The organism is Rhodococcus sp. NPDC055024 (genome assembly GCF_053608585.1).
Window position 1 is genome coordinate 182054 of sequence record NZ_JBSGVT010000007.1, and the last position, 21853, is coordinate 203906.

Sequence of the window (21853 nt, forward strand, 5' to 3'; positions counted from 1 at the left end):
CTTCGTGGCCAACAATTCGAAGCAACACTATGTAGATCCAGGATGGCCGGAAACTGCAGACGGAGATCACGCAGTGACCGAATTGTCATCGACCCGCGCAGGTGGACTTTCACCCTTCGGCGAGGACACCACCTTTCCGGTTCCGGTGGAGTCACTTCCTTACGTACACCCGCACACCGTCATCAACCGATAACAACTCGACACAAAGAAGGCCCGCACCGAATCGGTGCGGGCCTTCTTGATGTTCGAGCGTCCGAGCGGACAGTCTTGCCGGTGTTACTTGAGGAACGACTTTGCGGTGTCGGCGACTGCGAGGATCTGCGGGTCGACCGGGATGCCGTTGGCCTCGGCGAATGCGATTGCCTGATCGATGGCGTCGGCGACCGGGTGTGCAACGGTCTGTGCGACCTGCTGCGCCGGAGCCGGAGCTGCCTGAGGAGCCGTGGTGGCCGGAGCGGAACGCTCGGTGGCGCCGCTGCTCAGCCCGAGGCTGGAGGAGCAGGACGGCCATGCGCCCCAACCCTGGTTTGCGAGAACACGCTCGGCAACAACGATCTGCTGCTCGCGAGTGGCCTGGTTCGCGGTGGCTGCGTACTGTCCGCCGCCGTGTGCGTTCCACGTGCTGGGGGAGAACTGCAGTCCGCCCTGGTAACCGTTGCCCGTGTTGATGGCCCAGTTTCCGCCGGCCTCACACTGGGCGAGACGATCCCAGTCGGAGTCGGGGGCAGCGTTTGCGGTTCCGGTGGCTGCAATTCCTGCTACGCCCATGATGGCGCCGGTGACGGCGACCTTGGCGACAGTGCGGCCGGTGGTGGTGGGCTTGCGATGGCGTCCGCTCATGATGGTCGAAATCCTCTCCACACGCGCCTGCGAGGTCAGCTGTCGGGTTCGGGCTGAGAGGTCGCCCGGCCTCGCCTTTCCTGGCTGGAAAGGGTCTGGCTTCACCCCAAGATCCGGTCTTGCAACCGAACCGGTGTCCACTGGAGAACTTTTCTGTTCTCACAGAGGACTTTGGGTCCCCCGTCCTCGTCCCTGGAATGCTCTGTCGGAAGTCCGGTACCCGCGGGACAAGGCTTGGCGCGGCGGGCCGGAGGTGGCCGAGTTTCCCGGCCGAAAACGACGGTAACGGCTCGAGTCGCTCGTGTCACCATTTGATAACGCGGCGTGGCGAGAGACGTACAACGCGTCACACAAAGCGCAGGAGACTCTTCCCAGGTAGGTGGGGGTGCCTGAGTGAATGTCCGGTTGTGTCCGTTCCGTTATCCATCCGTAATGTGAGCAAGGTCACACGTTATGTGGAAATAGGAATTCGGGCGATTGAGAGGTGTGTCGATCCAGGCCGGTGGTGTGGTCTGTGTCTCAACATCCAGATAGAAACTTAGGTTAGGTTTGCCTGACTTGTCCTGAATGGGCAGGGTTCGCAGAGTCTTCCAAAGAAGTAGGGCACCCCTCATGAAACTGCAATACCGTCGGCGCGCGGTCACCGCGTCACTCGCCGTCGCCGCTGCTGCTGTCGGCCTGGCCGTCACTGCTCCCGCTGCACACGCCTCACCCGAGGATCCGACACACGGTGTTGTCGGAAGCTATTCCGCAACCCAGCCCGGCGACATCGTCGTCGACTCGGCAACCCACCGCGGATACATCACGCAGTACGGGGGACCGACCAGTTCGTTGTCCGTCGTCGACACGAACACGGGCAAGTCCGTCGGCAGCATCGACGGTGTCGTCGGTTACCCGTCGGCACTTGCCGTGGATTCGGACCTCGGACGCGCGTACGTGTCCTCCTCCTACGGCGGCGCGATCTCGATTGTCGACACCAAGACCGGCAAGGTCGAAAAGACGGTCACGCTGAGCGAGAAGAACCCCGACGGCTCGCGGCCGCAGATCAACGATGTCGTCGTCGACCCCACAACACACCGCGCGTACTTCTCGGACTACAAGTCCGGCAACATCCGAGTCGTCGACCCCAACGCCGCCGACGCCGTGTCGAGCATTCTGGTCGACAAGTCGGCAACGCCGACCAAGCTCGCCTTCGACAGTGTCCGCGGCTTCCTCTACATCGCGGACACCAACTTCTTCGATGAGAACTACGGCCGCACGCTGTGGCAGGCGGACGTACGCAAGGGCGGCGCGCTCAAGTCGATCGTGCGTGCCGACAACCTCTACCCCGTCGACGTCGATGTCGACACGAACACCGGCAACATCTACATGACCGACACGCGGGCAACCAACCTGTGGGCGATCACCCCGGCCGGCGCGGTTCTGTCGAAGACCACGCTGTCTCCGACCGCGATTCCCAACGGCGTGATCGTCGACTCTGCGGCAGGCATTGCATATGTCGCCGACGTCATGAACGGACACTTGTGGTCGGTCGATCTGACGACGCGCGCCACTACTGCTCTGGCCGATACCAAGGTTCCGGCACTGGAGAAGGTCAAAAACCTCGCGCTCGACACCTCGACCGGCGCCATCGCGTCGACGACCAACGGGGGCAAGGTGACCGTAGTTGCTGCGTACCCGCTGCCCGCGACCGTCGAACTGCCCGCCGCTCAGGTCGGTAAGGCGTATTCGCAGAAGCTCACTGCCGCTGACACGCGCGCAACCTTTGCACTCACCAACGGCACTCTGCCCGGCGGACTGTCCCTCGCACCGGACGGCACCATCTCGGGAACCCCCACGGCTGTCGGCAGCGTCACAGTCGAGATCACTGCGAAGAGCGTGCTTTCGCGTGCTTCGAGCGTGACCATCGTTGTCTCCGAGGGCCCGGTCGGCCCCGTTGATCCGGGCAACCCGGGAACGGGTACCGGTTCGCTCGGTAACCTCCCCGGACTCGGTAGCCTCGGCCGCTGATCCGACCTGATACGAGAGAACCCGACCACAGCACCTGCTGTGGTCGGGTTCTTCGGTCTGCGAGGCCGCTCTCGCGTAACGCGATCGACGGCTATGCGTAATTCACCCGGTCCACGTCGACGATCTCCTTGCCGAGCGGCATCAGCGAGATCGGAATCATCTTCAAGTTCGCGACGGCGAGTGGAATTCCGATGATCGTGATTGCCATCGCGACGGCGGTGACGATGTGTCCGAGCGCCAACCAGATGCCGGCGATGATCACCCAGATGACGTTGCCGATCATCGAACCGACCCCGGCGGTGGGCTTGTCGACGACGGTCTTACCGAACGGCCACAGTGCGTAGATGCCGATGCGGAATGCCGCGATTCCGAAGGGAATCGTGATGATGAGGATGCAGCAGATGATGCCTGCGGCGAAGTAACCCAACGCCAGCCAGAAGCCGCCGAAGACCAGCCAGATCACGTTCAGGAGGATTCTCATGGTCAGTGACCTTTCGGTTGGAGGCGGGAGTGATCAGCGCACGCGTCGACCGGATCTGAGCGTGTAAACGATGGCCAGAAGGAAGCCGATCGGGCACGCGAGTGCTACCAGGTACAACGCCAGGCCGGGTGGGGTGTCGCTGAAGATATGGACTGCGAAGATGGCCACGATCGCCAGGAATCCGACGATGAACAGTGCCATCGCCGTACGGAACAGACCGTTTCCGGTGCCGGAAGTGCGCGGGTTCGGTTGAGGGTCCACACCTACGAGGATAGTGCCTGTAAACCTGGGTGCCGACCCGGGTTCGTCACAGGTAGACTGTTAACAGACTGCGCGCCCCGCTGAAGCAAGTGTGGGGCGCGTTCTTTTGCATTCTTCCACCGGAAGCGATGCGAGCAAGGCCATGAGGCTCTTCCGAGAGCCTCCCGAGCACATTGGGGCAGATGCCCCAGTCGAGTGATGAGCAGGTGAACGCGGTGCCGACCGGCAAGGTGAAGTGGTACGACGTCGAAAAGGGTTTCGGTTTTCTGTCGCAGGAAGAGGGCGAGGACGTCTACGTCCGTGCTTCCGCCCTCCCCGAGGGCGTCGAGGGCTTGAAGGCCGGCCAGCGCGTCGAGTTCGGCATGGCTGCAGGTCGACGCGGTCCGCAGGCGCTGAGCCTGAAGGTGCTCGAGCCGGCGCCGTCGTTGCGCGGCGCTACGGCGACGCGTCGTGAGCCCGTCGAGCGTAAGCACACCCCTGACCAGTTGCACGGCATGGTCGAGGACATGATCACGTTGCTCGAGGCGAAGGTCCAGCCGGATCTGCGCAACGGCAAGTACCCGGATCGCAAGACCGCTCAGCGGATCTCCGAGGTCGTCCGGGCCGTCGCTCGCGAGCTCGACACCTGATCGCTCGATACGAGCTGCCTTACACGGCTTCGAAACAAAATGCCCTGCACACCAACCGGTGTGCAGGGCATTTTCGACGTTCCGGGGATCAGGCGGTCTTGATCGACCAGATCAGCAGTCCCTGTTCGCTTCCCTCACCGACGGCGAGGTGGATTTCGACGCCGACGAGTTGCTTGACGGGATCGCTCGAAGATTCGACCGTCACGGCCAATGCCTCACCGGGCTCGAAGACTCGGGGCTCGCCGGTTTGGTTGCCGTCGGCATCCTCGTAGACGGCCAGCAGTGCCCACTGCGCATCCGAGACGTCCGTCGACAACGACAGCTGCAGCGGATAGCCCGCGGGAACGTCGAGTGCGTAGATGTCGCCCACCTGGGCGCACTGGGACAGATCGATGGTGCAGAACCCGGCAGGGTTGGTCTCGATCGTCTTGCCGTGTGCGTATGCAGTGATGACCGGCAGCTTGTCGGGGTCGTCGTTGATGTTCTTGATGATCACGAAAAGAACGGAGACGTAAGCAACCAGTGCCACCACCATCAGGACACTGATCGCTGCCACGATCTTCTTTGTTCTCGAGCGCATCATCACTGCGGAGTACTTCCTTGTCCTCGGTTGGATTTACCGGTGTAAATCACTTCGGTCACTTCTTGTTCGGCCAGATCGGGTCGCTTCCCGCCGAGTCCGGGCAGGAGGCTGCTTCCTCGGTAGCTCAGGAAGGTCTGTAGGAGCCCGATCGTCAGGAACACCGATACAACAGTGAACCCGATCCAGTATTCGGTCGGAAGCAGAACCCCCAATGCGCCGCCGAGTACCCAGCTCAGCTGCAGAACCGTCTCGGATCTGCCGAATCCGGACGCGATCGATTCCTCGGGCAGGTCGTGCTGAAGTGACGCGTCGAGCGAGACCTTGGCGAGTGCGCTGGCGGCGGAAGCGATGAGCGTTGCCAGGGCGGCGGTCATCAGGTTGTCCGTCAGAGCGGCGATCACGGCGATGATCCATACCGAAGCCGTGCACCGAAGCACGATCAACGCGGGCCGGCCGAGCTTGAGGCGAGCGCCCGCGGCATTGCCGGCGAAGTTACCCAGACCGGCGGCTGCGCCGACCAAGCCGAGCATCATGGCTTGCTGGAGTGGCTCGTGATCGGTACGTGATTTGGCGACGAACGCGATGTAGAGCGTCAGGAAGCCGGTGAGCACTCGGATGGTTCCGTTGCCCCAGAGTCCGATGATCACGGCCCGTCCGAGAGGCTGACGGACCTTGGCCGGTTTCGCGTTCGGCTGTGGTGGGGCGCTGCCGGCGTGATGTGCCTCGTCCGGGTGGTAAGTGATGGTCGCGGGAACCTCACCCTCGGTGACCTCGACCCACGACGGGATTCGCATGCTCAGATATGCGCCGAAGACGGTGACGGCAACCGCGAACCACAAGGCTCCGGTGGAACCGAAAGCGAGCGCGAGCGCACCTGCGACAGCGCCGGCCCCGATCGTTCCACCGATCAACCCGAAGACCGTCAGACGCGAATTGACGCGCACCAGGTCTATTTCCGGTGGTAGCACGCGTGGAGTCACCGCGCTCTTGAGTACCGAGAACGATTTACTGAGCACCATCATGCCGAGCGCGGCCGGATACAGAATCCAGCTGTCGAAGTTGAAGACCAGGATCACCGCGAGGAGCGTCCGGACTCCGAACGACGACGCGAGCGCGATTCGGCGGCCACGCTGCAAGCGGTCGAGCATCGGGCCGATGAGCGGCGCGATCACGGCGAACGGCGCGATCGTGATCAGGAGATAGAGCGCGACCTTGGTCTTGTCCTCACCCGTTGCGGCCGAGAAGAACAGCGTGTTCGCGAGGGCGACGGAGATGGCCGCGTCGGTCGCGTTGTTCGTCATCACCGCGTAGGTCAGAGCGGTCAGGCCGGACTTGTCCGCGCCGTCGGCCTTCGCTGCGCGCTGGAAGGTCGCGATGCCCTTGTTCGTCAGTTCACGACTGCGCATCGCTGCGACGCGGGTGACGGTGAGCTTGCGAGGCATCGGGGGAGCCTTGGGAGCGTCCGCACCCGGTGCCTTCGAACCGGACGCGGAATCGGAGTCTCCCCGTGATTCCGGGATCGGATGCAGCGGCGGCAAAGGCGTGCGACGGGCAGCGGGACGGGCCGAAGGCGGGTAGTTGTCCGGGCGGGCCGCGGGTGGGTAATTGTCGTAACCGGGGTGCACCTGTTGCCCCTCCGGCTCGTCGTGGATTCGCCGAGTTTCGGGGTCGTAGGGTTCGCGCGGTCCGGTCACTACTCAATTCTGTCCTAGTGTCGGCGCGGCTACCACGCACACCCCTGCGAGTCCTGTGTCATGTCGGACTCAGTTAACAAAACGGACTTCGAACATCTGCGGCCAATACTTGCCGGTGAGCAGGAATCGATCGGTACCGGGAATCTGCGCGATGCCGTTGAGAACGTCGACGGTGTTGGTCGATCCGTCCGTGACGAGTTCTCCGCGGAGCGGCGACGCGTCGTACACGTTCGTGACACTGCCGCCCGACGGGTCGATTCTGACGACGGTGTCCGTGGTCCAGACATTGGCGTAGACGGAGCCGTCTTCGGCGCATTCCAGTTCGTTCAGTTTGCCCACGGACTCCGAAGACCTGGTGACGTCGATCGTGGAGATCGCCGCGAAGGTTTCGGGATCGCGGAAGGTCAACGTGGCCGAACCGTCGCTCGAGACCAGCCGATCCCCGAGCGAACAGATTCCCCATCCCTCGGTGTCGAGTGGGAACCGCCCTCGTTCGATCAAGGTGTCCTTGTCACGAGCGATGGCAACGCCGTCTTTCCAGGTGAGTTGCCACAGCGTGTCTCCGGCGATCGTGATGCCTTCACCGAACAACGGCGGGTCGAGATCTGCACGTGCAACTTCCGGTCCCGAAGCGGGGGACTGCTCGTCCGCGATCTCACTCGAGCGGACCCAGGACCGGCCGACGCGCCCGGTACTTTCGTAGAGACGATTTCCGTCGATTTCGAGGCCTTGCGTGAACGCGTCGGGGTCGTGCGCGGACACTCGAACGATCTCGACGGAGCCGGTTTCGGTCGTGAGGTTGTCGGGAGCGTTGGGGGAATCGGAGCACCCCGTCAGCGCCGACGCGATCACGGCGACCGCTGCGAAACTGCGCACGGAATTGGCGTGTGACCTACTCATCTGCCCAGCATGGCAGCCCAGTGCGTTGCGGACTTGCGGTGGTGCGGCAAACTGGAGGAGTGAGTGTTGCTACTTCTCCAGAGCGTGCAGTGCCGCGCCCAGTACTGGCCGATGCGGTCGAGCTTGCCCGAACGGCAGTCGTCGACCTGCATGAAGGCGGTGTGGGGGCATACCTCGGCGTGACGTCGGAGGACGAATTTGCCGCCACCCATCGATTTGCAGCAGACATTCCGGGATACCGCGGTTGGCAGTGGGCGGTTGTCGTCGCTGCCGGACCGGAGGACACCCACGCCACGGTCAGTGAGTTGGCGCTGCTGCCAGGTCCCGACGCGTTGGTTGCGCCGGAATGGCTGCCATGGGATCAGCGGATTCGTCCCGGCGATCTCTCCGTCGGTGACCTGTTGGCTCCGCCGGCCGAGGATCCTCGCCTCGTTCCGGGCTACGTCGCCACCGGTGACCCGGAAGTCGACGAGGTAGCCCTCGAAATCGGGCTCGGCCGCAAACAGGTCATGAGTCTCGAGGGCAGACTCGATGCCGCGCAGCGTTGGTTCGACGGTGACTTCGGCCCGGAGTCGGAAATGGCGAAGGCCGCGCCGTCGACGTGTGGGCTGTGTGGGTTCTTCCTTCCGCTCGCCGGTTCGCTGCATGCAGCGTTCGGCGTGTGCGGAAACGAACTCTCCGCAGACGGCAGGGTGGTCAGCGTGTCCTACGGTTGTGGCGCGCACTCGGACACCAGCTTGCCGCTCGGTGCGGGTTCGCCGCAGTTCGACGCATTCGACGACGGGGCAGTCGAGCTGATCGCGGTGCCTGCTCGCCCGTCGAGCGTTGTTGCAGTTGAGGATTCGGTATCCACCGAGTAGAAGATCCGTTCGGCACGGACGCACTCAGGGCGGCGACGCTGCGCGCGTGGTCGGAATCTCCGACGCGATTGCGTGAAGACGCGGCTGCTGAATCCGATCTCGCGAAGGCCGGGTACCGCGACCGTCTGCTCACCGAGTTGGCACAGAACGCTGCCGACGCGGCTGCACGTGAGGGCATTGCAGGCTCTTTATGGGTGGAGCTGGACGGTCAGACGCTGACCGTGGCGAACACGGGCCGTCCGCTGGATGAATCCGGCGTGCACGCGCTCACGGCGCTGCGAGCGTCGAACAAGGTCGACGCCGACAAAGGCGTCACAGGTCGGTTCGGCGTCGGATTCTCGGCAGTTCTCTCGGTCAGTGACGAGGTGGAACTGCGCTCGTCGACGGGATCGGTTCGGTTCTCTGCCTCGCAAACCCTGCGCGAGATCGAGTCTCACGAACTTCCGGTGCCGGAAACCGGAGTTCCCGTACTCCGTTTGGTGTGGCCCTCGGTCGAATTGCCCGGCGTCGGTGCCGATTCGGAAGTGGTGCTGACACTGCGGCCGGATGTCGATGCCGCTGCGTTGCTCGCGCAGATGACGCGCGAGGCCGTCGACTTGCTGCTCGAACTTCCGGCCCTCGGATCTATTCGTCTGGGCGAGAAGACTTTTGAGCGCTCGGAACGGGTGCTGGAATCCGGTCTCGTCGAGATAGCGATCGGAGATCGCACGTGGTGGCAGTACTCGGCGCCCAATGCGCGATGGTTGGTACCGGTCCGCGACGGGGTTGTCGAGCCGGTGTCCGACGACGTCCTGCGTGCCCCGACGCGATCCGACGAGGAGCTGTCGATCCCAGCGATCGTCATCGCCGACATAGCGATGCAACCCGATCGCCGACGCATCATGCCCGCTGCGCCGATCGCTCCGCTCGCCGAGGGATACGCGAAGTTCCTTGCCTCACTGCCTCCCCGGCAGCGCACGGCGCTCGTCCCGGTTCCTGCCTTCGCTCGAAGTGAAACGGATTCGCTTCTGCGCGAAGCGCTTCTGAAGGAGTTGCAGGAGAACGAGTGGCTTCCGGTGGTCGGTGAACCCGACCGGGCGCCGCAGCGAGCGTCCGTGGTTCCCGGGCTCAGCGACGAACTCGCCGAGTTGCTCACCGACATCATCGGCGGACTGGTTGTCCCCGAACTTTCCGGCCCCAAGCACGAGCGAGCACTTGCGGCGGTGTCGACGCACCGCATCGGGCTCGCGCGCATCGCGGAACTGCTCAGCGGCTTGGAGCGTGAACCCAAGTGGTGGAATCGCCTCTATTCGGCTCTCGAGCCCCTGGTGATCGACACCCTTGCGGTGGAAGAGCTTGGAACACTGCCGGTTCCGCTCTCCGACGGACGGACGGTGACCGGGCCGCGGACCGTCGTCGTCGGTGTCGAACTGGGCGAAGACGCACCGTCGGTGCAGTGGACGAGGTTGGTTCATCCCGTTGCGGCTCACCCGTTGCTGTCTCGATTGGGAGCGCAGACCGCGAGTGCTACCGACCTGCTGTCCGACCCGGCGCTACGAGCATTGATCGAAGATGCTGCGGATCAGGATGATTCGGTAGTGACGGACTTGGCGCAGGTGGTGCTCGGTTTGGCTGCCCACGTGGCGCCAGGGGCACTACCGTCGTGGATCGGTGAAGTGCTGCTTCCTGATTCGGAGGGCGAATTGCGTTCCGCCGACCAGCTTCTGCTTCCGGGGGCTCCCCTCGCGGGTGTCCTGGTCGAGGATTCTCCCTTCGGCATCGTCGACGCTGATTTCGTGCAGCAGGTGGGGGAGCAGGCACTTCGGGTAGTCGGTGTCGGGTGGGGCTTCACGGTGGTCCGTGAGGAATTGCCGTCCGGCCCGGACCACGATCTCGACGCCGAAGACGCATGGTGGGACACCCTCGACGAGGATCCCGAATACATCGAGGCCGTGCGCGATCTCGATCTCGTGGACGAAGACCGCTGGGCTCAAGCGTTGTCGCTGCTGGTCGAATCGCCGGCGACGCGAGCGTTGCTCGTCGATCGCCGCGGATACACGGCGTGGTGGTTGCGTTCGAATGCCGAACTGGGCGGGGAGGTTCTGGGACTGCTGCGCGCTCCGGGCGATCGCACTTTCGAGGGATTGCTCGATGCTGCCGAACACCCCGACGCCGGATTCTTTTCCGGACTGCTGGCATCGGATACCGTCGACGATCCGGAACTGGGTCAGCTGCTGCTCGATCGGCTTGCCGACCCACTACGGATGCCGGCCTCCGCCGTCGTCGCGCGGACGCACCGACTACTGGGTGAGGCAGCGCAGCGACGGGTTCTCGACCTCGAGGAACTGCGCCTACCGCCATTCGTACGCGGTCTTTCCGGTGATCTGGTGGATCCCGGCGACGCTCTTGTTCTCGACCGGCCGTGGCTGGGAGCAGCACTACCTGCGCAACGAGTGGTGCTCGGCAGCTTCGAGACGGCCGACGCACTGGCAGATCTCCTCGACATCGCGACGGCTTCTGCATCCGTTCACGGACGAGTGAGCAGCACCGGCATCGTCACGACTTGGGCAAACGAACCACAGGCAGTTCTCGGCTTCGCAGCCCTCGGCCGTGAGGTTCCCGACGGCGAGGTAGTGATCCATCACGAACTGTCGGTGGAACTGACAGGAGCAGTGGAGGCGACAGTGACCGTGCCTTGGTGGGTGGACTCGGACGGCGTTCATCACGTGATGCGCACGTGGACTCTGCCGCAAGGAATGTGAGGCCAGATGTCTTTTGATCAGTGGGTGCTCGACAGCGCGGTGAGTCAGCGGACGGCGTGGCTCGTGGACGTGGTCGACGTCATCACCGACAGCGGCGGAACACTCGCGTCGTGGCTGATCGCGACGCTGCTGACGATCGTGCTTCTGGTCCGAGGACTGCGCACCGAAGCTCTGTTGATCGCCGGGTCGATGTTGACCGGCCTGCTCGTGATGAGCGGATTGAAGCGCATCTTCACCCGCACCCGCCCACCCGTTCCGGAGCGTTTGATCGAAATCGACTCGTATTCGTTCCCGTCGGGCCACGCGATGATGAGCGCGATCCTCGCGACTTCGGTTGCCGCCGTGATTCTTCGGCTTGCCTTGCCGAGGCTCGCGAAGTTGGCAATGCTCGCGAGCCTCGGCCTGTACACGATCGCCGTCGGATTCTCCCGCGTCTACCTGGCTGCCCACTGGATGACCGACGTTCTGGCAGGTTGGGCGTTCGGGATGATGTGGGCCGGAGTGTGGATCTGGGGAACTGCGCAGATCAAGGCGCGCCGGACGCCGGTTACTTCGTAAGCTCGGCGAGTAGTTCGCTTGTAGCCCAAGGCAAGCTCAGCGCTGAGCTTGCGGTCAGGGCAGCGCCGACCTGCGGGGCCTGATCGTCGTTGACGTAGACGACGCGGTTGTTCTTGACCACGTCGAGTTGCTGGAAGCCGAGATTGCTCCGGACCGCCTGGGCGGCATCGGGATTGCCGATGACCACGAGACGGTCCACATCGAGGAGATCGAGTCGTTCGGTGGAGATCGGAGCGTAGAACTCGCCGTTCATCAACGCCTCGACCGCGGGAGCAGGTTTGAATCCGAGGCTGCCGAGAACTCGTCCGCGGGCATCCTCGGAGGAGAAGGCGTAGAACTCCGGAGTCGTGTCGACGCTGATGATCACCGCGGTCTGATCCGCGAATTCGGGGTGAGCGCTTCTCGCGTCGGCGAACTGCTTGTCGATGTCGGCGACCAACTTCTCACCGTCGGCTTCGCGTCCCACTGCCTTTGCCGCGGTCTTCGTCGTGATCTGCCACGGGGTTGCGTAGTCGCCGTAGGCCGGATCCTTCGCGACGGTGGGGGCGATCGCGGAAAGTGTGCTGTACAGGTCTTTGTCGATGCTCGAGTAGAGCCCGAGGATCAGGTCCGGCTCGAGCGCGGCGATCTTTTCGACGCTGATCGTGGTCTCGGGATTGCTGCCGACGACGGTCGGTTCGGTTCCGCCCCAAGGTCCGGTCACCCACGGCCACGTGCGGTTGACGTCCGGCTCACCCGGGTACTGATTGACCATGCCGACGGGCTTGATGCCCAAGGCCAACAGGGCTTGCTCGTCGTTGTAGCCGACGGTGACGATCCGCTGTGGTTCGGAATCGATCGTGGTGCTGCCGAAGGCGTGATCGATCGTGACGGGGAAGGCGCCGCCTCCGGAAGTCGACGAACTATTTGTCGTGTCGTCGTCGCCCGATCCGCAGGAGACGAGTGCTGTGCCGACCAGTGCGACCAGGGCAACGGACGTCAGTCTCGTCCGATGTCCTCGACTTTTTCTGAGGTCGCGGCTTTTCCAACGATTTCGGATGGAGATCTTCACGGTGACGTGTTTCCTTTCAGCGGCGGCAAGCCGGGATCCGCACAACAGTGCAGGGTAGGCTTACCATACTGAAAGGGTGATTCGGCCCGCTCAGTCGACCAGACCGGCGCCCTGTTGCGCGCCCTTGTCGCCGCGAACGGCTGCACGCCGTTGAATCGAGAACAGAGCGAAGCCGAGGAAGCCGACTCCGATACCCGCGTAACAAATCGGGAGTGCATCCGACCAACGGTCGCCGCTCACCGCGACCACGATCGTGGCGATCACCCACAACGCGGTGCCGATGATCAGTGCCGGCGCGGGTGCGGACAATTTGCCGATCAGGCCAGTTGTGTTGCGAGTCTCCGTCACAAAATTAACGCTACCCGTACCCCGGTGGCCTACTCTCCCTAGTGCGACCGGCTTCATGTGCGCCGGCACACGGCGACCTACAGCGATGGGGAAAGAACAAACATGGCGGCACCCGGCAAGATCCTCGACACCTATTTCAAGATCAGCGAACGAGGGTCGACGATCTCGACCGAGATTCGCGGCGGTGTCGTCACCTTCGTGGCGATGGCCTACATCGTGGTCCTCAACCCCCTCATCCTCGGCAGTTTCTCGGCCGAAGACGCTGCGGCGAAGACCGACGTTCTCGGCAACATCCTTCCGGTCAACCAGGTGGCTGCAGTCACCGCTCTGGTGGCCGGCCTGATGAGCATCGTCTTCGGCGTCGTCGCCAACTATCCGTTTGCCATCGCCGCGGGTCTCGGCATCAACAGCCTCCTCGCAGTCACCATCGCGCCTCAGGTCACCTGGCCCGAGGCGATGGGCCTGGTGGTCATCGACGGTGTGATCATCGTTCTGTTGGCGCTCACCGGCTTCCGAACGGCGGTGTTCAACGCGATCCCCGCAGCGCTGAAGTCCGCGATCGCAGCCGGTATCGGCATGTTCATCGCCTTCATCGGACTCGTCGACGCCGGATTCGTCCGCCGCATCCCCGACGCCGCCGGTACGACGGTCCCCGTCGGACTCGGAATCAACGGCTCCATCGCTTCGTGGCCGACCGTGGTGTTCATCTTCGGTGTGCTGCTCATGGGTGTTCTGGTCGTGCGCAAGGTTCGTGGTGGACTGCTGATCGGCATCGTCGTCACGACGATCCTCGCCGCCGTCATCGAAGCCGTTGCCGACGTCGGACCCTCGCTCGGCACCAACCCCAAGGGCTGGAACCTCAGCATCCCCGCCATCCCGGACATGCTCGGCGGTATGCCTGACCTGAGCTTGGTCGGCGACGTCAGCATCTTCGGAGCGTTCACCCGCATCGGTGTTCTGGCCGCCAGCCTGCTGGTCTTCACCCTCGTGCTCGCGAATTTCTTCGACGCCATGGGCACGATGACAGGTCTCGGTAAGGAAGCCGGCCTGACCGACAAGGACGGAAACCTCCCCAACGTCGGTCGCGCGCTGGTCGTCGAAGGTGCGGGTGCGATCGTCGGCGGTGGCGCTTCGGCGTCGTCGAACACCGTGTTCGTGGAATCCGCGTCGGGTATCGCCGAAGGCGCCCGCACGGGCCTGGCAAACGTGGTCACGGGTCTGCTCTTCCTGGTCGCGATGTTCCTGACGCCGCTGTACTCCGTCGTGCCGATCGAGGCAGCTGCGCCTGCCCTCGTCGTCGTCGGTGCATTGATGATCGGACAGGTCCGAGACATCGATTTCACGAAGTTCTCGGTGGCACTCCCGGCGTTCCTGACCATGATCGTCATGCCGTTCACCTACTCGATCGCCAACGGCATCGGCGTCGGCTTCATTTCGTGGGTGGTCCTGCACGCTGCCAGCGGTGGTATCAAGAAAATCCACCCGTTGCTGTGGATCGTGGCGGCACTTTTTGTGGCCTACTTCACTGTCGGACCCATTACCGACGCCCTTACGTGAAATCGGGGTTGACCGGTATTCGATTACGTGAGCTACCGGCCAGCTCTTGACGTATTGTCTGACGCGTGACCACCGAAACTCGTGCGCTGGCCAGCGATCTTTCCCTGGCTGTAGTGCGTCTCACCAGGCATCTGCGCGGCCGCAGAGTCGACGCTCAGGTATCGCTGACGCAACTGTCCGCTTTGGCGAGCCTGGATCAGTACGGCCCGATGACTCCTGGCGTACTCGCAGCACGTGAGAAAGTGCAGCCGCCGTCGATGACGCGGGTTGTTGCTTCTCTCGCCGAGCTCGGTTTGGTCGAGCGTTCGCCGCATCCCACGGACGGTCGTCAGATCATCGTCAACCTCTCCGACGCCGGGCAGGCGTTGCTCGCGGACGAGACCCACGCGCGTGAAGCGTGGATGAACGAGCAGTTAGCGGGGTTGGGTGGCGAAGAACTCGCGACGCTGCGCGGGGCTGTCGAGATCATCACGGAGATGGTCAACAAGACGGAGTAGCTCCGCCATGCCATAGGTCGTTGCCCAAACGAATTACTCGAGGGGCAAGATGGTGTGGTGCCCCGAGACCCCGATTCCGGCATGTTTGCCGCACTCCACAACCGTAACTACCGCCTTTGGGCTTCCGGACAGATCGTTTCTCTGGTCGGCACGTGGATGCAACGTATCGCCCAGGACTGGCTGGTACTGACGCTCTCGGACGGCAACGCGTTGGCGGTGGGCATCGTCATGGCCTTGCAGTTCGGCCCGACGCTGTTCCTGTCTGTGTGGGGCGGTGTGCTGGCCGATCGGTACGACAAGCGTCGGATTCTGATCTTCACGCAGTGGGCGAGTGCGGCCTGTGCGCTGGTACTGGGTGTGTTGGACGTCGGCGGACTGGTCGCGTTGTGGCACGTCTTCCTGATTGCCTTTGCGCTCGGCTGTGTTTCGGCGCTCGACGCACCGGTGCGTCAGTCGTTCACTATCGAAATGGTGGGCAAGGAGCACCTGTCCAACGCCATCGCGCTCAACTCCATGACGTTCAACACGGCCCGCATCGTCGGTCCGGCCATCTCGGGTGTTCTGATCAACCTGATCGGTACCGGGTGGGTGTTCCTGCTCAACGTCGCGACGTTCGGTGGGGTGCTCATCGCGCTCTACCTCATGAACAAGAAGGAGTTGATCCCGTCCGAACCGGCTCCGCGTACCAAGGGGCAGGTGCGCGACGGGTTTCGATATGTGTGGGGCCGCAAGGACCTTCGGGTGATCATGGTGTCGGTCTTCATGGTCTCGACGTTCGGTCTGAACTTCGCGATCAGCCTTGCGGTGATGGCGCGTAACACGTTCGGTCTCGAGGCCGACGGCTACGGACTCCTGTCCACGACGCTCGCCGTGGGAACCCTTGCCGGCGCTGCGTATGCCGCGAGGCGGAAGGAAGCGCCGCGACTGCGGACGTTCCTCGGTGCCGCCGTGGCTTTCGGTGTGTTCGAGGTCGCAGTGGGGTTGATGCCCACCTACGCGTTGGTGGCACTGATGCTGATTCCCACGGGCGCACTGACGTTGACGTTCACGACGTCTGCGATGAACATCCTGCAGATGTCGGTACCCTCCGAGATGCGCGGGCGGGTGATGGGCATCTACATGCTCAGTTTCCTCGGTGGCACACCGCTGGGAAGCCCGTTGCTGGGCTGGCTCGCCGACTCCGTGGATCCTCGCGCGCCCCTGATCGTGGGCGGAGTGATCTCGCTGGTCTCGGGCACTGCCGCCGGGGTGTACCTGCTGCGTAGCGAAGGACTGAAGCTTCGGCTCGCGAGGCCGGAAGACGGTGGCAGGCTGCCGGTGTTCGTCCTGCGTCCGGTGATCGTGTGCGATGCGACCGAACAGGCAGTCGAGGCTAGCCGCGCGCCATGACCTTCTCTCGCTTGGGAAATACCGTGTAGCTCAACGCGATTGCTCCCCAGATTCCCAGCACCACAGTGAGCTTGCTGATCCATCCGTCGAGGGCTCCCGTACGGGCGGGGTCGTCGACGAGGAAGATGGCCGCGCCGAGAAGTCCGCACGCGATGGCCCAGGCGATCGCGGCTTTGCCGAACTCGCGCCATTCGCGCAGTGCTCGCGCACTCCCGTACTTGGGTGGTGCGACGGGAGCCGGGCCGCCGGCGAATCGGTAGGCGAACCTGGCGTCGGCCCAGGAGATGAGGCTGTGTCCGAACGCGACGGAGAATCCGATGTAGGCCGCGGCAAGCCCATGGGTGAAGTTCGCCTCGCCACCGCCACGAAGATCGAGGGCTGTGGCGACGAGCAGTACGACATCCACCAGCGGCGCGCAGATGAGCAGTGCGGCGCCCAGCGTTTTGTGGCGCAGTAGATAGCGGGCCGCGAGACCGGCGGCGATGAACACCCAGAACATGATTTCGCACGCGATGATCAGGTGGACGATCATGACATCAGCTCATTTCTAGTACGACTGTATTAGTGGAGGAAAACTAGCACAGTTGTGTTAGTTTTGTGAAGTGGTGAAACGAATCAGTCCCGACGAGCGACGAGAAGAGATCGCCGAGGCTGTCTGGCGTGTGATTCGACGCGACGGTGTCGCGAGCGCCAGCGTCCGAGCCGTCGCGGACGAGGCGAAGATGTCGACGGGCTCGCTGCGTCACTTCTTCACCACGCAGTCCGAACTCTTGCTGTTCGCGATGACGCTCGTGACCGTTCGGGTGGAGAAGAGGATTGCCGGCATCGACTTCGATCCCGACATCCGCCGCGCGATCCGCCAGTTCACCGATCAGTTCGTGCCCCTCGACGAAGATCGGCGTGAAGAAATGCAGGTTTGGGAGGCCTTTGCTGCTGCCGCCCAGACCGATCCGGCGTTGACGGCGGTGCGTGACGACACAGACCGGACCTTGTTCGAGCACTTTCGTTCGTTCGTGGAAGCGGCGCATCGAGCGGGTTTTCTACGGCCGGGTGCCTCGGTCGACATCGAGGCGATGAGATTGCATGCGCTCGCCGACGGGCTCGCGTCGCACGGCGTCGACAATCCCGAGCGAATCAATCCGGAGGTGATCAGCCAGGTGCTCGACGCGCATTTTGTCACGCTGTTGCGCTAGGTCGGGAGTAGTGGTGGGGGCTCGCGGTGCGTACGGCACGATAGACCCGTGGTTCACGTCATCGACATCTCAGATCCCGCCGACTCCCGGCTGGATGACTTTCGCGATCTCAACTCCTCGGATCGGCGCCCCGACCTGCCGGAGGGCAAGGGGTTGGTGATCGCCGAGGGAGTGTTCGTCACTCAGCGGCTGCTGACCTCGCGGTTCGAGCCGATCAGTCTCCTCGGCGTCGAACGACGGCTCGTGGAGTTGGCTGACGATCTCGACGGTGTGGACGTGCCGTTCTACCGTACGAGCGCCGAAGTGATGGCCGAGGTCGTCGGATTCCACCTGAACCGTGGCGTCCTCGCTGCAGCATCACGTCCGGCACCGCTCGCGGTCTCGGACGTGCTGAAGGATGCGAAGACGGTAGCGATCCTCGAAGGCGTCAACGATCACGAGAACCTCGGCTCGATGTTCCGCAACGCTGCGGGGCTCGGCGTCGACGCCGTTCTGTTCGGGAAGGGTTGTGCCGACCCGTTGTACCGGCGCTCGGTCCGCGTGTCGATGGGACACGTGCTCCGAGTGCCCTTCGCGCACGTGGCGAAATGGCCGTACGACCTCGAGGAGCTGCGTGGCAACGGTTTTCAGCTCATCTCCTTGACCCCGAACCCGGAGGCGGTCACTCTCGCCGAAGCGATGACCGGGGAGAAGGTGGCCCTACTGCTGGGCGCCGAGGGGCCAGGACTGACCGAACATGCGATGCGCGCCACCGACATTCGCGCCAAGATACCGATGGCACCAGGCACCGATTCGCTCAACGTCGCGACGGCAGCGGCGATGGCCTTCTACGAACGTGTGAGGACCGGCCAGTGACTCAGGACCGCACACCCTGGTTCACCGGAATCGCGGTGTCGGTATTCGCCGCGATGCTCTCGACCAGTGCCGTCGCGGCGTTCTGCATCGCGCTTGGCAACGTGAACGTGCTCCTGGCGATTGTCGTCAATCTCATTGCGGTAGGCGGACTTGCGCCGACCGTGTGGCGCTGGCGAGCGATTCCCGTCTGGCGATGGGTGGTCTTCGGCGCAGTTGTCGGCGTTCCGCTCGGGTGGATCGCAGCGATAGCCGCATGAACCTGTGAAGGCGTACCGCGCTACTTGAATCCGAAGTAGCGGGCGAGGCGGCTGCGCGGCTTGGCTGCCGGCGCTTCGCGGATCGGCGGCATGTTCTCGGGCACGGGCACCTCGGTCGGCGCCGACTCGGGTACCGGCACGGGAGCTGGTGGCGCAGGTTTAGGCGCCTCGCCGGGACGGTGAATCTTGAAGCCCCACAGGAGAATCTGCGTCGTATCGAGTTCGTGTTCTCGCGGAGCGCCGGTGTATCGGAATCCCAGCCACTCGAGATTGGCGGACTCCGCGAACTGTTGCGGGTGGAACGGCAATGACTGCGGATCGGGCAGGATCCCGGGCGGATAGCGCAGAGGATGATCGCCGGCCCAGAATTCCCGTTCCCAGGTCTGCGGGATCCCCACATTTTCGACGATGTCTATCGGGATGGCACTGAACGAGCGTCGTAGCTCACCGTCCTCCCACAGTGCAAACGAGCCCTGCGCGGTTTCGGGGACGGAGCTGATCAGCAGCGTCGACCCACCCTCGGCCGAAAGGTGCCAGGACTCAGGCAGTTTCGAGGGGACGAAGGTGCTGAGTTCGGCGCTGCATACGACGCTCACCCGGTTGTACGCGCCGATGAAGACGTAGCCGGGGCTCACCGTCGCGGCCATCGACAGCGGCTGGGGCCCGAGGGATTCGAACTCCTTGTCCGGATACAACGACATGGCGATTTTCAGCGCCTCTGTCTGATCCGGCTGCGGGTACTTGCTCAATTCGGTGCGAGCGTCTGCGCCGCCCAGAAACCAGATCGTCGATACCCGTGCAGCCACCGGCAGACCTCTCTCCTCAGCCTCGCTCGAAAGAAGAATACTTTCCTTCGGGTCAGCGACCGCTGCTGCGGACCCCGAGAAGAACGTCATCCCACGAGGGCAGAGCAGGCCTTCCGCGCTTGTCCTTTGTCTGCGTCTGTTGCGGCGCGGTTTTCGGCGTCACATCCGGCGCAGGTTCGGGAACCTCTTCGGCGACGACGGTTTCCGGTTCGACGGTAATCGGCTCGGGCGCCACGATCCGTTCGGGAACCACAGTCCGTTCGGCAACCACAGTCCGTTCGGGCACCGCCGTCGGTTCGATCTCCGCCACCGGTTCGACGTCGAACCTGGACAGCTCGAGCTGTTCCGGCTCGTTCGAAGCCACCGGTACCAGGCCGCGGAGCGGACGACCGAAGTCGGGATCGATCAAGTCGAATGCTGCATCGTCGAGCGCGACGATCGTTCCGCCGTGCGCATCGGGCTGGTAGCGCCAGTGCGCGGCGTTGGTGGTGCGGCCGGCCTGCCACTGCAGCTGCGCAACCCACTGATTGTCCTCGTCGCGCCAGGCATCCCAGGTGGCCTCGTCGATGCTGTGTCCACGAGCACGGAATGCGTGAGTCACGATTTCGGAGAGCGTGGGAACCGTCGGACCGTTGTCGCGGACCGGGTGACCGCCCTGCGCCATTTCCGCGGCGCGAGAGCGCTCGAGCAGAACGGGGTACGCAAAGCGCTCGACCTTGCTGATGGGGATCTTCGCTTCTTCGGCGACCTGTTCTACGGAAGCACCGGAACGGATACGCGCCTGGATTTCGCGGGGACGGAGTTGGCTTTCCATTTCGATCTCAATCTGGCCGAGTCGAGCCACGTCTCCGCGGGAAGCTGCACGAAGTTTGTCATCGGCGGGAAGCCGGAATTTCTGGCCGGTTTCAGCATCTGCGCACACCACATGCGATCCATCGGGTTCAAGTCCGATCACTCTAAGCTCTCGCACATTGACCTCCTTATCGCGCCGGCTCGCGACTTTGCGCCGCGCTCAACTGTAATTCATTCGTGACCATGGGCTCGGCAGGACACGCAGGGCGAGATGACCTCTGATCCACCTACCGGTGTGGTAGCTCACAGGGTCTTGCGCAAACGACGCTCGGCCCCCGACACGATGTCGAGGACCGAGCGGTGAAGCAGTGTGAAAATCAGCCGAGCTGAGAAACGACCCAGTCGATGCTCTTGGTGAGAGCGGTGACGTCATCGGGGTCGATGGCCGGGAACATGCCGACACGCAACTGGTTGCGTCCGAGCTTGCGGTACGGCTCGGTATCGACGATTCCGTTGGCGCGCAGGATCTTTGCAACTTCTGCTGCGTCGACGTCGTCGTTGAAGTCGATGGTGCCGACAACCTGCGAGCGGTGTGCCGGATCAGCGACGAACGGCGTTGCGAACTCGCTGGCCTCGGCCCAGTTGTACAGGCGCGAGGACGAATCCGCGGTGCGAGCGGTGGTCCAGTCGAGGCCGCCGTTGCTGTTCATCCACTCGATCTGGTTGGCGAAGAGCAACAGGGTGGCCAGGGCCGGGGTGTTGTACGTCTGATCCTTGGAGCTGTTGTCCACGGCGATGGGCAGCGAGAGGAAGTCAGGCGTCCAGCGTCCCGAATCCTTGATCTCCGCGACGCGCTCGAGGGCGGCCGGGCTCATCAGTGCGATCCACAGTCCGCCGTCTGCAGCGAAGCACTTCTGCGGAGCGAAGTAGTAGACGTCGGAATCGGCGACGTTGACCGGGAGTCCACCGGCGCCCGAGGTGGCGTCGATGGCGATCAGGGCGTTCTCCGAACCCGCGGGACGCGAGACGGGGATCGACACACCGGTGGAGGTCTCGTTGTGCGCCCAGCCGATGAGATCGACGGACGGGTCCGAGACCGGCACCGGTGCGCTGCCCGGATCGGCGGAGACGACGATCGGGTCACCGATGAACGGGTTGGCTTTGGCGACCGAAGCGAACTTGGAGCTGAATTCGCCGTTGGTCAGGTGCAGCGACTTCTCGCGGATGAGGCCGAATGCAGCCGCATCCCAGAACGCAGTGGTTCCGCCGTTACCGAGGACGACCTCGTAGCCCTCGGGCAGTGAGAACAGATCGGCGAGGCCGGAACGAATGCTGGCGACAACGTTCTTGACCGGCTTCTGGCGATGGCTGGTGCCGAACACCGAAGCGCCCACCTCGACCAGGGACTGCAGCTGCTCGGGGCGAACCTTGGAAGGACCGCAGCCGAAGCGTCCGTCGGCGGGCTTGAGGTCGGCGGGGATGATCGGTGTGGAGGTCATCGCTTCTTTCTGTTCCTTCACTTGTGTTCTGTACTACCGTGATTGGCGAATT

24 protein-coding genes and 1 riboswitch are annotated in these 21853 nt (G+C 63.6%); of the genes, 12 read left to right on the plus strand and 12 right to left on the minus strand.

The window, feature by feature from the left end:
• The first annotated feature begins 4 nt into the window (after positions 1 to 4).
• Complete coding sequence (locus ACWF6P_RS16800; RefSeq protein ID WP_019744939.1) at positions 5 to 193, plus strand: hypothetical protein; 189 nt, start codon at positions 5 to 7, stop codon at positions 191 to 193.
• A gap of 83 nt (positions 194 to 276) precedes the next feature.
• On the opposite strand, the gene ACWF6P_RS16805 is transcribed toward ACWF6P_RS16800, so the two are convergent.
• Positions 277 to 840, minus strand: coding sequence for a transglycosylase family protein (locus ACWF6P_RS16805; RefSeq protein WP_003939675.1), 564 nt, complete (start codon positions 838 to 840; stop codon positions 277 to 279).
• Between the two features lie 8 nt (positions 841 to 848).
• A riboswitch (cyclic di-AMP (ydaO/yuaA leader) is annotated at positions 849 to 1058 on the minus strand.
• A gap of 394 nt (positions 1059 to 1452) precedes the next feature.
• On the opposite strand from ACWF6P_RS16805, the gene ACWF6P_RS16810 reads away from it, so the two are divergent.
• On the plus strand, positions 1453 to 2850 hold the full coding sequence (locus ACWF6P_RS16810) for a YncE family protein (protein WP_452621757.1): 1398 nt from the start codon (positions 1453 to 1455) through the stop codon (positions 2848 to 2850).
• 91 nt (positions 2851 to 2941) lie between these two features.
• Here ACWF6P_RS16810 and ACWF6P_RS16815 read toward each other — a convergent pair whose 3' ends face one another.
• Both ACWF6P_RS16815 and ACWF6P_RS16820 read right to left on the minus strand, forming a co-directional pair.
• Entirely contained in the window at positions 2942 to 3331 is a 390-nt protein-coding gene (locus ACWF6P_RS16815) for a YccF domain-containing protein (protein WP_452621758.1), read from the minus strand.
• Positions 3332 to 3364: 33 nt separating this feature from the next.
• The gene (locus ACWF6P_RS16820) at positions 3365 to 3592 is read right to left on the minus strand and encodes a hypothetical protein (RefSeq protein WP_003940194.1); all 228 of its coding nucleotides are present in this window, start codon (positions 3590 to 3592) and stop codon (positions 3365 to 3367) included.
• A gap of 215 nt (positions 3593 to 3807) precedes the next feature.
• Between ACWF6P_RS16820 and ACWF6P_RS16825 the strand changes: the two genes are divergently transcribed.
• The gene (locus tag ACWF6P_RS16825) at positions 3808 to 4221 is read left to right on the plus strand and encodes a cold-shock protein (protein ID WP_007733502.1); all 414 of its coding nucleotides are present in this window, start codon (positions 3808 to 3810) and stop codon (positions 4219 to 4221) included.
• Positions 4222 to 4309: 88 nt separating this feature from the next.
• On the opposite strand, the gene ACWF6P_RS16830 is transcribed toward ACWF6P_RS16825, so the two are convergent.
• From ACWF6P_RS16830 to ACWF6P_RS16840, 3 genes are all read right to left on the minus strand, one after another.
• Positions 4310 to 4777, minus strand: a complete 468-nt coding sequence (locus ACWF6P_RS16830; protein WP_223304425.1) for a DUF2771 domain-containing protein — start codon at positions 4775 to 4777, stop codon at positions 4310 to 4312.
• A gap of 26 nt (positions 4778 to 4803) precedes the next feature.
• The gene (locus tag ACWF6P_RS16835; RefSeq protein ID WP_378446236.1) at positions 4804 to 6498 is read right to left on the minus strand and encodes an MFS transporter; all 1695 of its coding nucleotides are present in this window, start codon (positions 6496 to 6498) and stop codon (positions 4804 to 4806) included.
• A gap of 69 nt (positions 6499 to 6567) precedes the next feature.
• The gene (locus ACWF6P_RS16840; protein WP_452621759.1) at positions 6568 to 7398 is read right to left on the minus strand and encodes a glutaminyl-peptide cyclotransferase; all 831 of its coding nucleotides are present in this window, start codon (positions 7396 to 7398) and stop codon (positions 6568 to 6570) included.
• A 38-nt stretch (positions 7399 to 7436) separates the two neighbouring features.
• On the opposite strand from ACWF6P_RS16840, the gene ACWF6P_RS16845 reads away from it, so the two are divergent.
• The 3 genes from ACWF6P_RS16845 to ACWF6P_RS16855 all read left to right on the plus strand — a co-directional run bounded on the left by ACWF6P_RS16845 (position 7437) and on the right by ACWF6P_RS16855 (position 11557).
• Positions 7437 to 8258 carry a DUF3027 domain-containing protein gene (locus tag ACWF6P_RS16845; RefSeq protein WP_230814746.1) on the plus strand — a complete coding sequence of 274 codons (822 nt, stop codon included), beginning with the start codon at positions 7437 to 7439 and terminating at the stop codon, positions 8256 to 8258.
• 68 nt (positions 8259 to 8326) lie between these two features.
• Positions 8327 to 10999: a sacsin N-terminal ATP-binding-like domain-containing protein gene (locus ACWF6P_RS16850; protein ID WP_452621760.1), complete on the plus strand. Its 2673-nt coding sequence runs from the start codon at positions 8327 to 8329 to the stop codon at positions 10997 to 10999.
• A gap of 6 nt (positions 11000 to 11005) precedes the next feature.
• Positions 11006 to 11557 carry a phosphatase PAP2 family protein gene (locus tag ACWF6P_RS16855; protein WP_378631629.1) on the plus strand — a complete coding sequence of 184 codons (552 nt, stop codon included), beginning with the start codon at positions 11006 to 11008 and terminating at the stop codon, positions 11555 to 11557.
• On the opposite strand, the gene ACWF6P_RS16860 is transcribed toward ACWF6P_RS16855, so the two are convergent.
• Both ACWF6P_RS16860 and ACWF6P_RS16865 read right to left on the minus strand, forming a co-directional pair.
• Positions 11547 to 12608: an iron-siderophore ABC transporter substrate-binding protein gene (locus ACWF6P_RS16860; protein ID WP_378532283.1), complete on the minus strand. Its 1062-nt coding sequence runs from the start codon at positions 12606 to 12608 to the stop codon at positions 11547 to 11549. The two genes, ACWF6P_RS16855 and ACWF6P_RS16860, sit on opposite strands and share 11 nt — an antisense overlap.
• A gap of 90 nt (positions 12609 to 12698) precedes the next feature.
• Complete coding sequence (locus ACWF6P_RS16865) at positions 12699 to 12956, minus strand: DUF2530 domain-containing protein (RefSeq protein WP_007733492.1); 258 nt, start codon at positions 12954 to 12956, stop codon at positions 12699 to 12701.
• 102 nt (positions 12957 to 13058) lie between these two features.
• Here ACWF6P_RS16865 and ACWF6P_RS16870 point away from each other — a divergent pair, with 102 nt between their 5' ends.
• From ACWF6P_RS16870 to ACWF6P_RS16880, 3 genes are all read left to right on the plus strand, one after another.
• Positions 13059 to 14513 (plus strand): NCS2 family permease, encoded by a 1455-nt coding sequence (locus ACWF6P_RS16870; RefSeq protein ID WP_378446242.1) that lies wholly within the window; start codon positions 13059 to 13061, stop codon positions 14511 to 14513.
• Between the two features lie 65 nt (positions 14514 to 14578).
• Entirely contained in the window at positions 14579 to 15010 is a 432-nt protein-coding gene (locus tag ACWF6P_RS16875) for a MarR family winged helix-turn-helix transcriptional regulator (protein ID WP_003939901.1), read from the plus strand.
• 81 nt (positions 15011 to 15091) lie between these two features.
• Positions 15092 to 16399: an MFS transporter gene (locus ACWF6P_RS16880; protein ID WP_378632833.1), complete on the plus strand. Its 1308-nt coding sequence runs from the start codon at positions 15092 to 15094 to the stop codon at positions 16397 to 16399.
• Here the strand turns inward: ACWF6P_RS16880 and ACWF6P_RS16885 are convergent.
• The gene (locus tag ACWF6P_RS16885; RefSeq protein ID WP_452621761.1) at positions 16383 to 16931 is read right to left on the minus strand and encodes a hypothetical protein; all 549 of its coding nucleotides are present in this window, start codon (positions 16929 to 16931) and stop codon (positions 16383 to 16385) included. The genes ACWF6P_RS16880 and ACWF6P_RS16885 overlap by 17 nt on opposite strands.
• Before the next feature lie 73 nt (positions 16932 to 17004).
• On the opposite strand from ACWF6P_RS16885, the gene ACWF6P_RS16890 reads away from it, so the two are divergent.
• From ACWF6P_RS16890 to ACWF6P_RS16900, 3 genes are read left to right on the plus strand one after another with little or no spacing between them, the layout of a single operon-like run.
• Complete coding sequence (locus tag ACWF6P_RS16890; RefSeq protein ID WP_452621762.1) at positions 17005 to 17592, plus strand: TetR/AcrR family transcriptional regulator; 588 nt, start codon at positions 17005 to 17007, stop codon at positions 17590 to 17592.
• Between the two features lie 48 nt (positions 17593 to 17640).
• Positions 17641 to 18447, plus strand: a complete 807-nt coding sequence (locus ACWF6P_RS16895; RefSeq protein WP_452621763.1) for a TrmH family RNA methyltransferase — start codon at positions 17641 to 17643, stop codon at positions 18445 to 18447.
• The gene (locus tag ACWF6P_RS16900; RefSeq protein ID WP_230814517.1) at positions 18444 to 18704 is read left to right on the plus strand and encodes a DUF2537 domain-containing protein; all 261 of its coding nucleotides are present in this window, start codon (positions 18444 to 18446) and stop codon (positions 18702 to 18704) included. The genes ACWF6P_RS16895 and ACWF6P_RS16900 overlap by 4 nt, the downstream gene beginning before the upstream one ends.
• A gap of 20 nt (positions 18705 to 18724) precedes the next feature.
• On the opposite strand, the gene ACWF6P_RS16905 is transcribed toward ACWF6P_RS16900, so the two are convergent.
• The 3 genes from ACWF6P_RS16905 to serC all read right to left on the minus strand — a co-directional run bounded on the left by ACWF6P_RS16905 (position 18725) and on the right by serC (position 21801).
• A complete protein-coding gene (locus tag ACWF6P_RS16905) occupies positions 18725 to 19510 on the minus strand; it encodes a DUF6928 family protein (RefSeq protein WP_452621764.1) in 786 nt (261 codons plus the stop codon).
• Positions 19511 to 19562: 52 nt separating this feature from the next.
• Positions 19563 to 20480, minus strand: coding sequence for a septation protein SepH (gene sepH / locus ACWF6P_RS16910; RefSeq protein ID WP_452621765.1), 918 nt, complete (start codon positions 20478 to 20480; stop codon positions 19563 to 19565).
• Between the two features lie 199 nt (positions 20481 to 20679).
• Positions 20680 to 21801 carry a phosphoserine transaminase gene (serC, locus tag ACWF6P_RS16915; RefSeq protein WP_007733484.1) on the minus strand — a complete coding sequence of 374 codons (1122 nt, stop codon included), beginning with the start codon at positions 21799 to 21801 and terminating at the stop codon, positions 20680 to 20682.
• Positions 21802 to 21853: the final 52 nt, after the last annotated feature.

Coding starts and splice junctions, on each gene's coding strand:
- ACWF6P_RS16805 (WP_003939675.1), bottom strand. CDS start 840: ATGAGCGGACGCCATCGCAAGCCCACCACCACCGGCCGCACTGTCGCC.
- ACWF6P_RS16810 (WP_452621757.1), top strand. CDS start 1,453: ATGAAACTGCAATACCGTCGGCGCGCGGTCACCGCGTCACTCGCCGTC.
- ACWF6P_RS16815 (WP_452621758.1), bottom strand. CDS start 3,331: ATGAGAATCCTCCTGAACGTGATCTGGCTGGTCTTCGGCGGCTTCTGG.
- ACWF6P_RS16840 (WP_452621759.1), bottom strand. CDS start 7,398: ATGAGTAGGTCACACGCCAATTCCGTGCGCAGTTTCGCAGCGGTCGCC.
- ACWF6P_RS16855 (WP_378631629.1), top strand. CDS start 11,006: ATGTCTTTTGATCAGTGGGTGCTCGACAGCGCGGTGAGTCAGCGGACG.
- ACWF6P_RS16870 (WP_378446242.1), top strand. CDS start 13,059: ATGGCGGCACCCGGCAAGATCCTCGACACCTATTTCAAGATCAGCGAA.
- ACWF6P_RS16880 (WP_378632833.1), top strand. CDS start 15,092: ATGTTTGCCGCACTCCACAACCGTAACTACCGCCTTTGGGCTTCCGGA.
- ACWF6P_RS16885 (WP_452621761.1), bottom strand. CDS start 16,931: ATGATCGTCCACCTGATCATCGCGTGCGAAATCATGTTCTGGGTGTTC.
- serC (WP_007733484.1), bottom strand. CDS start 21,801: ATGACCTCCACACCGATCATCCCCGCCGACCTCAAGCCCGCCGACGGA.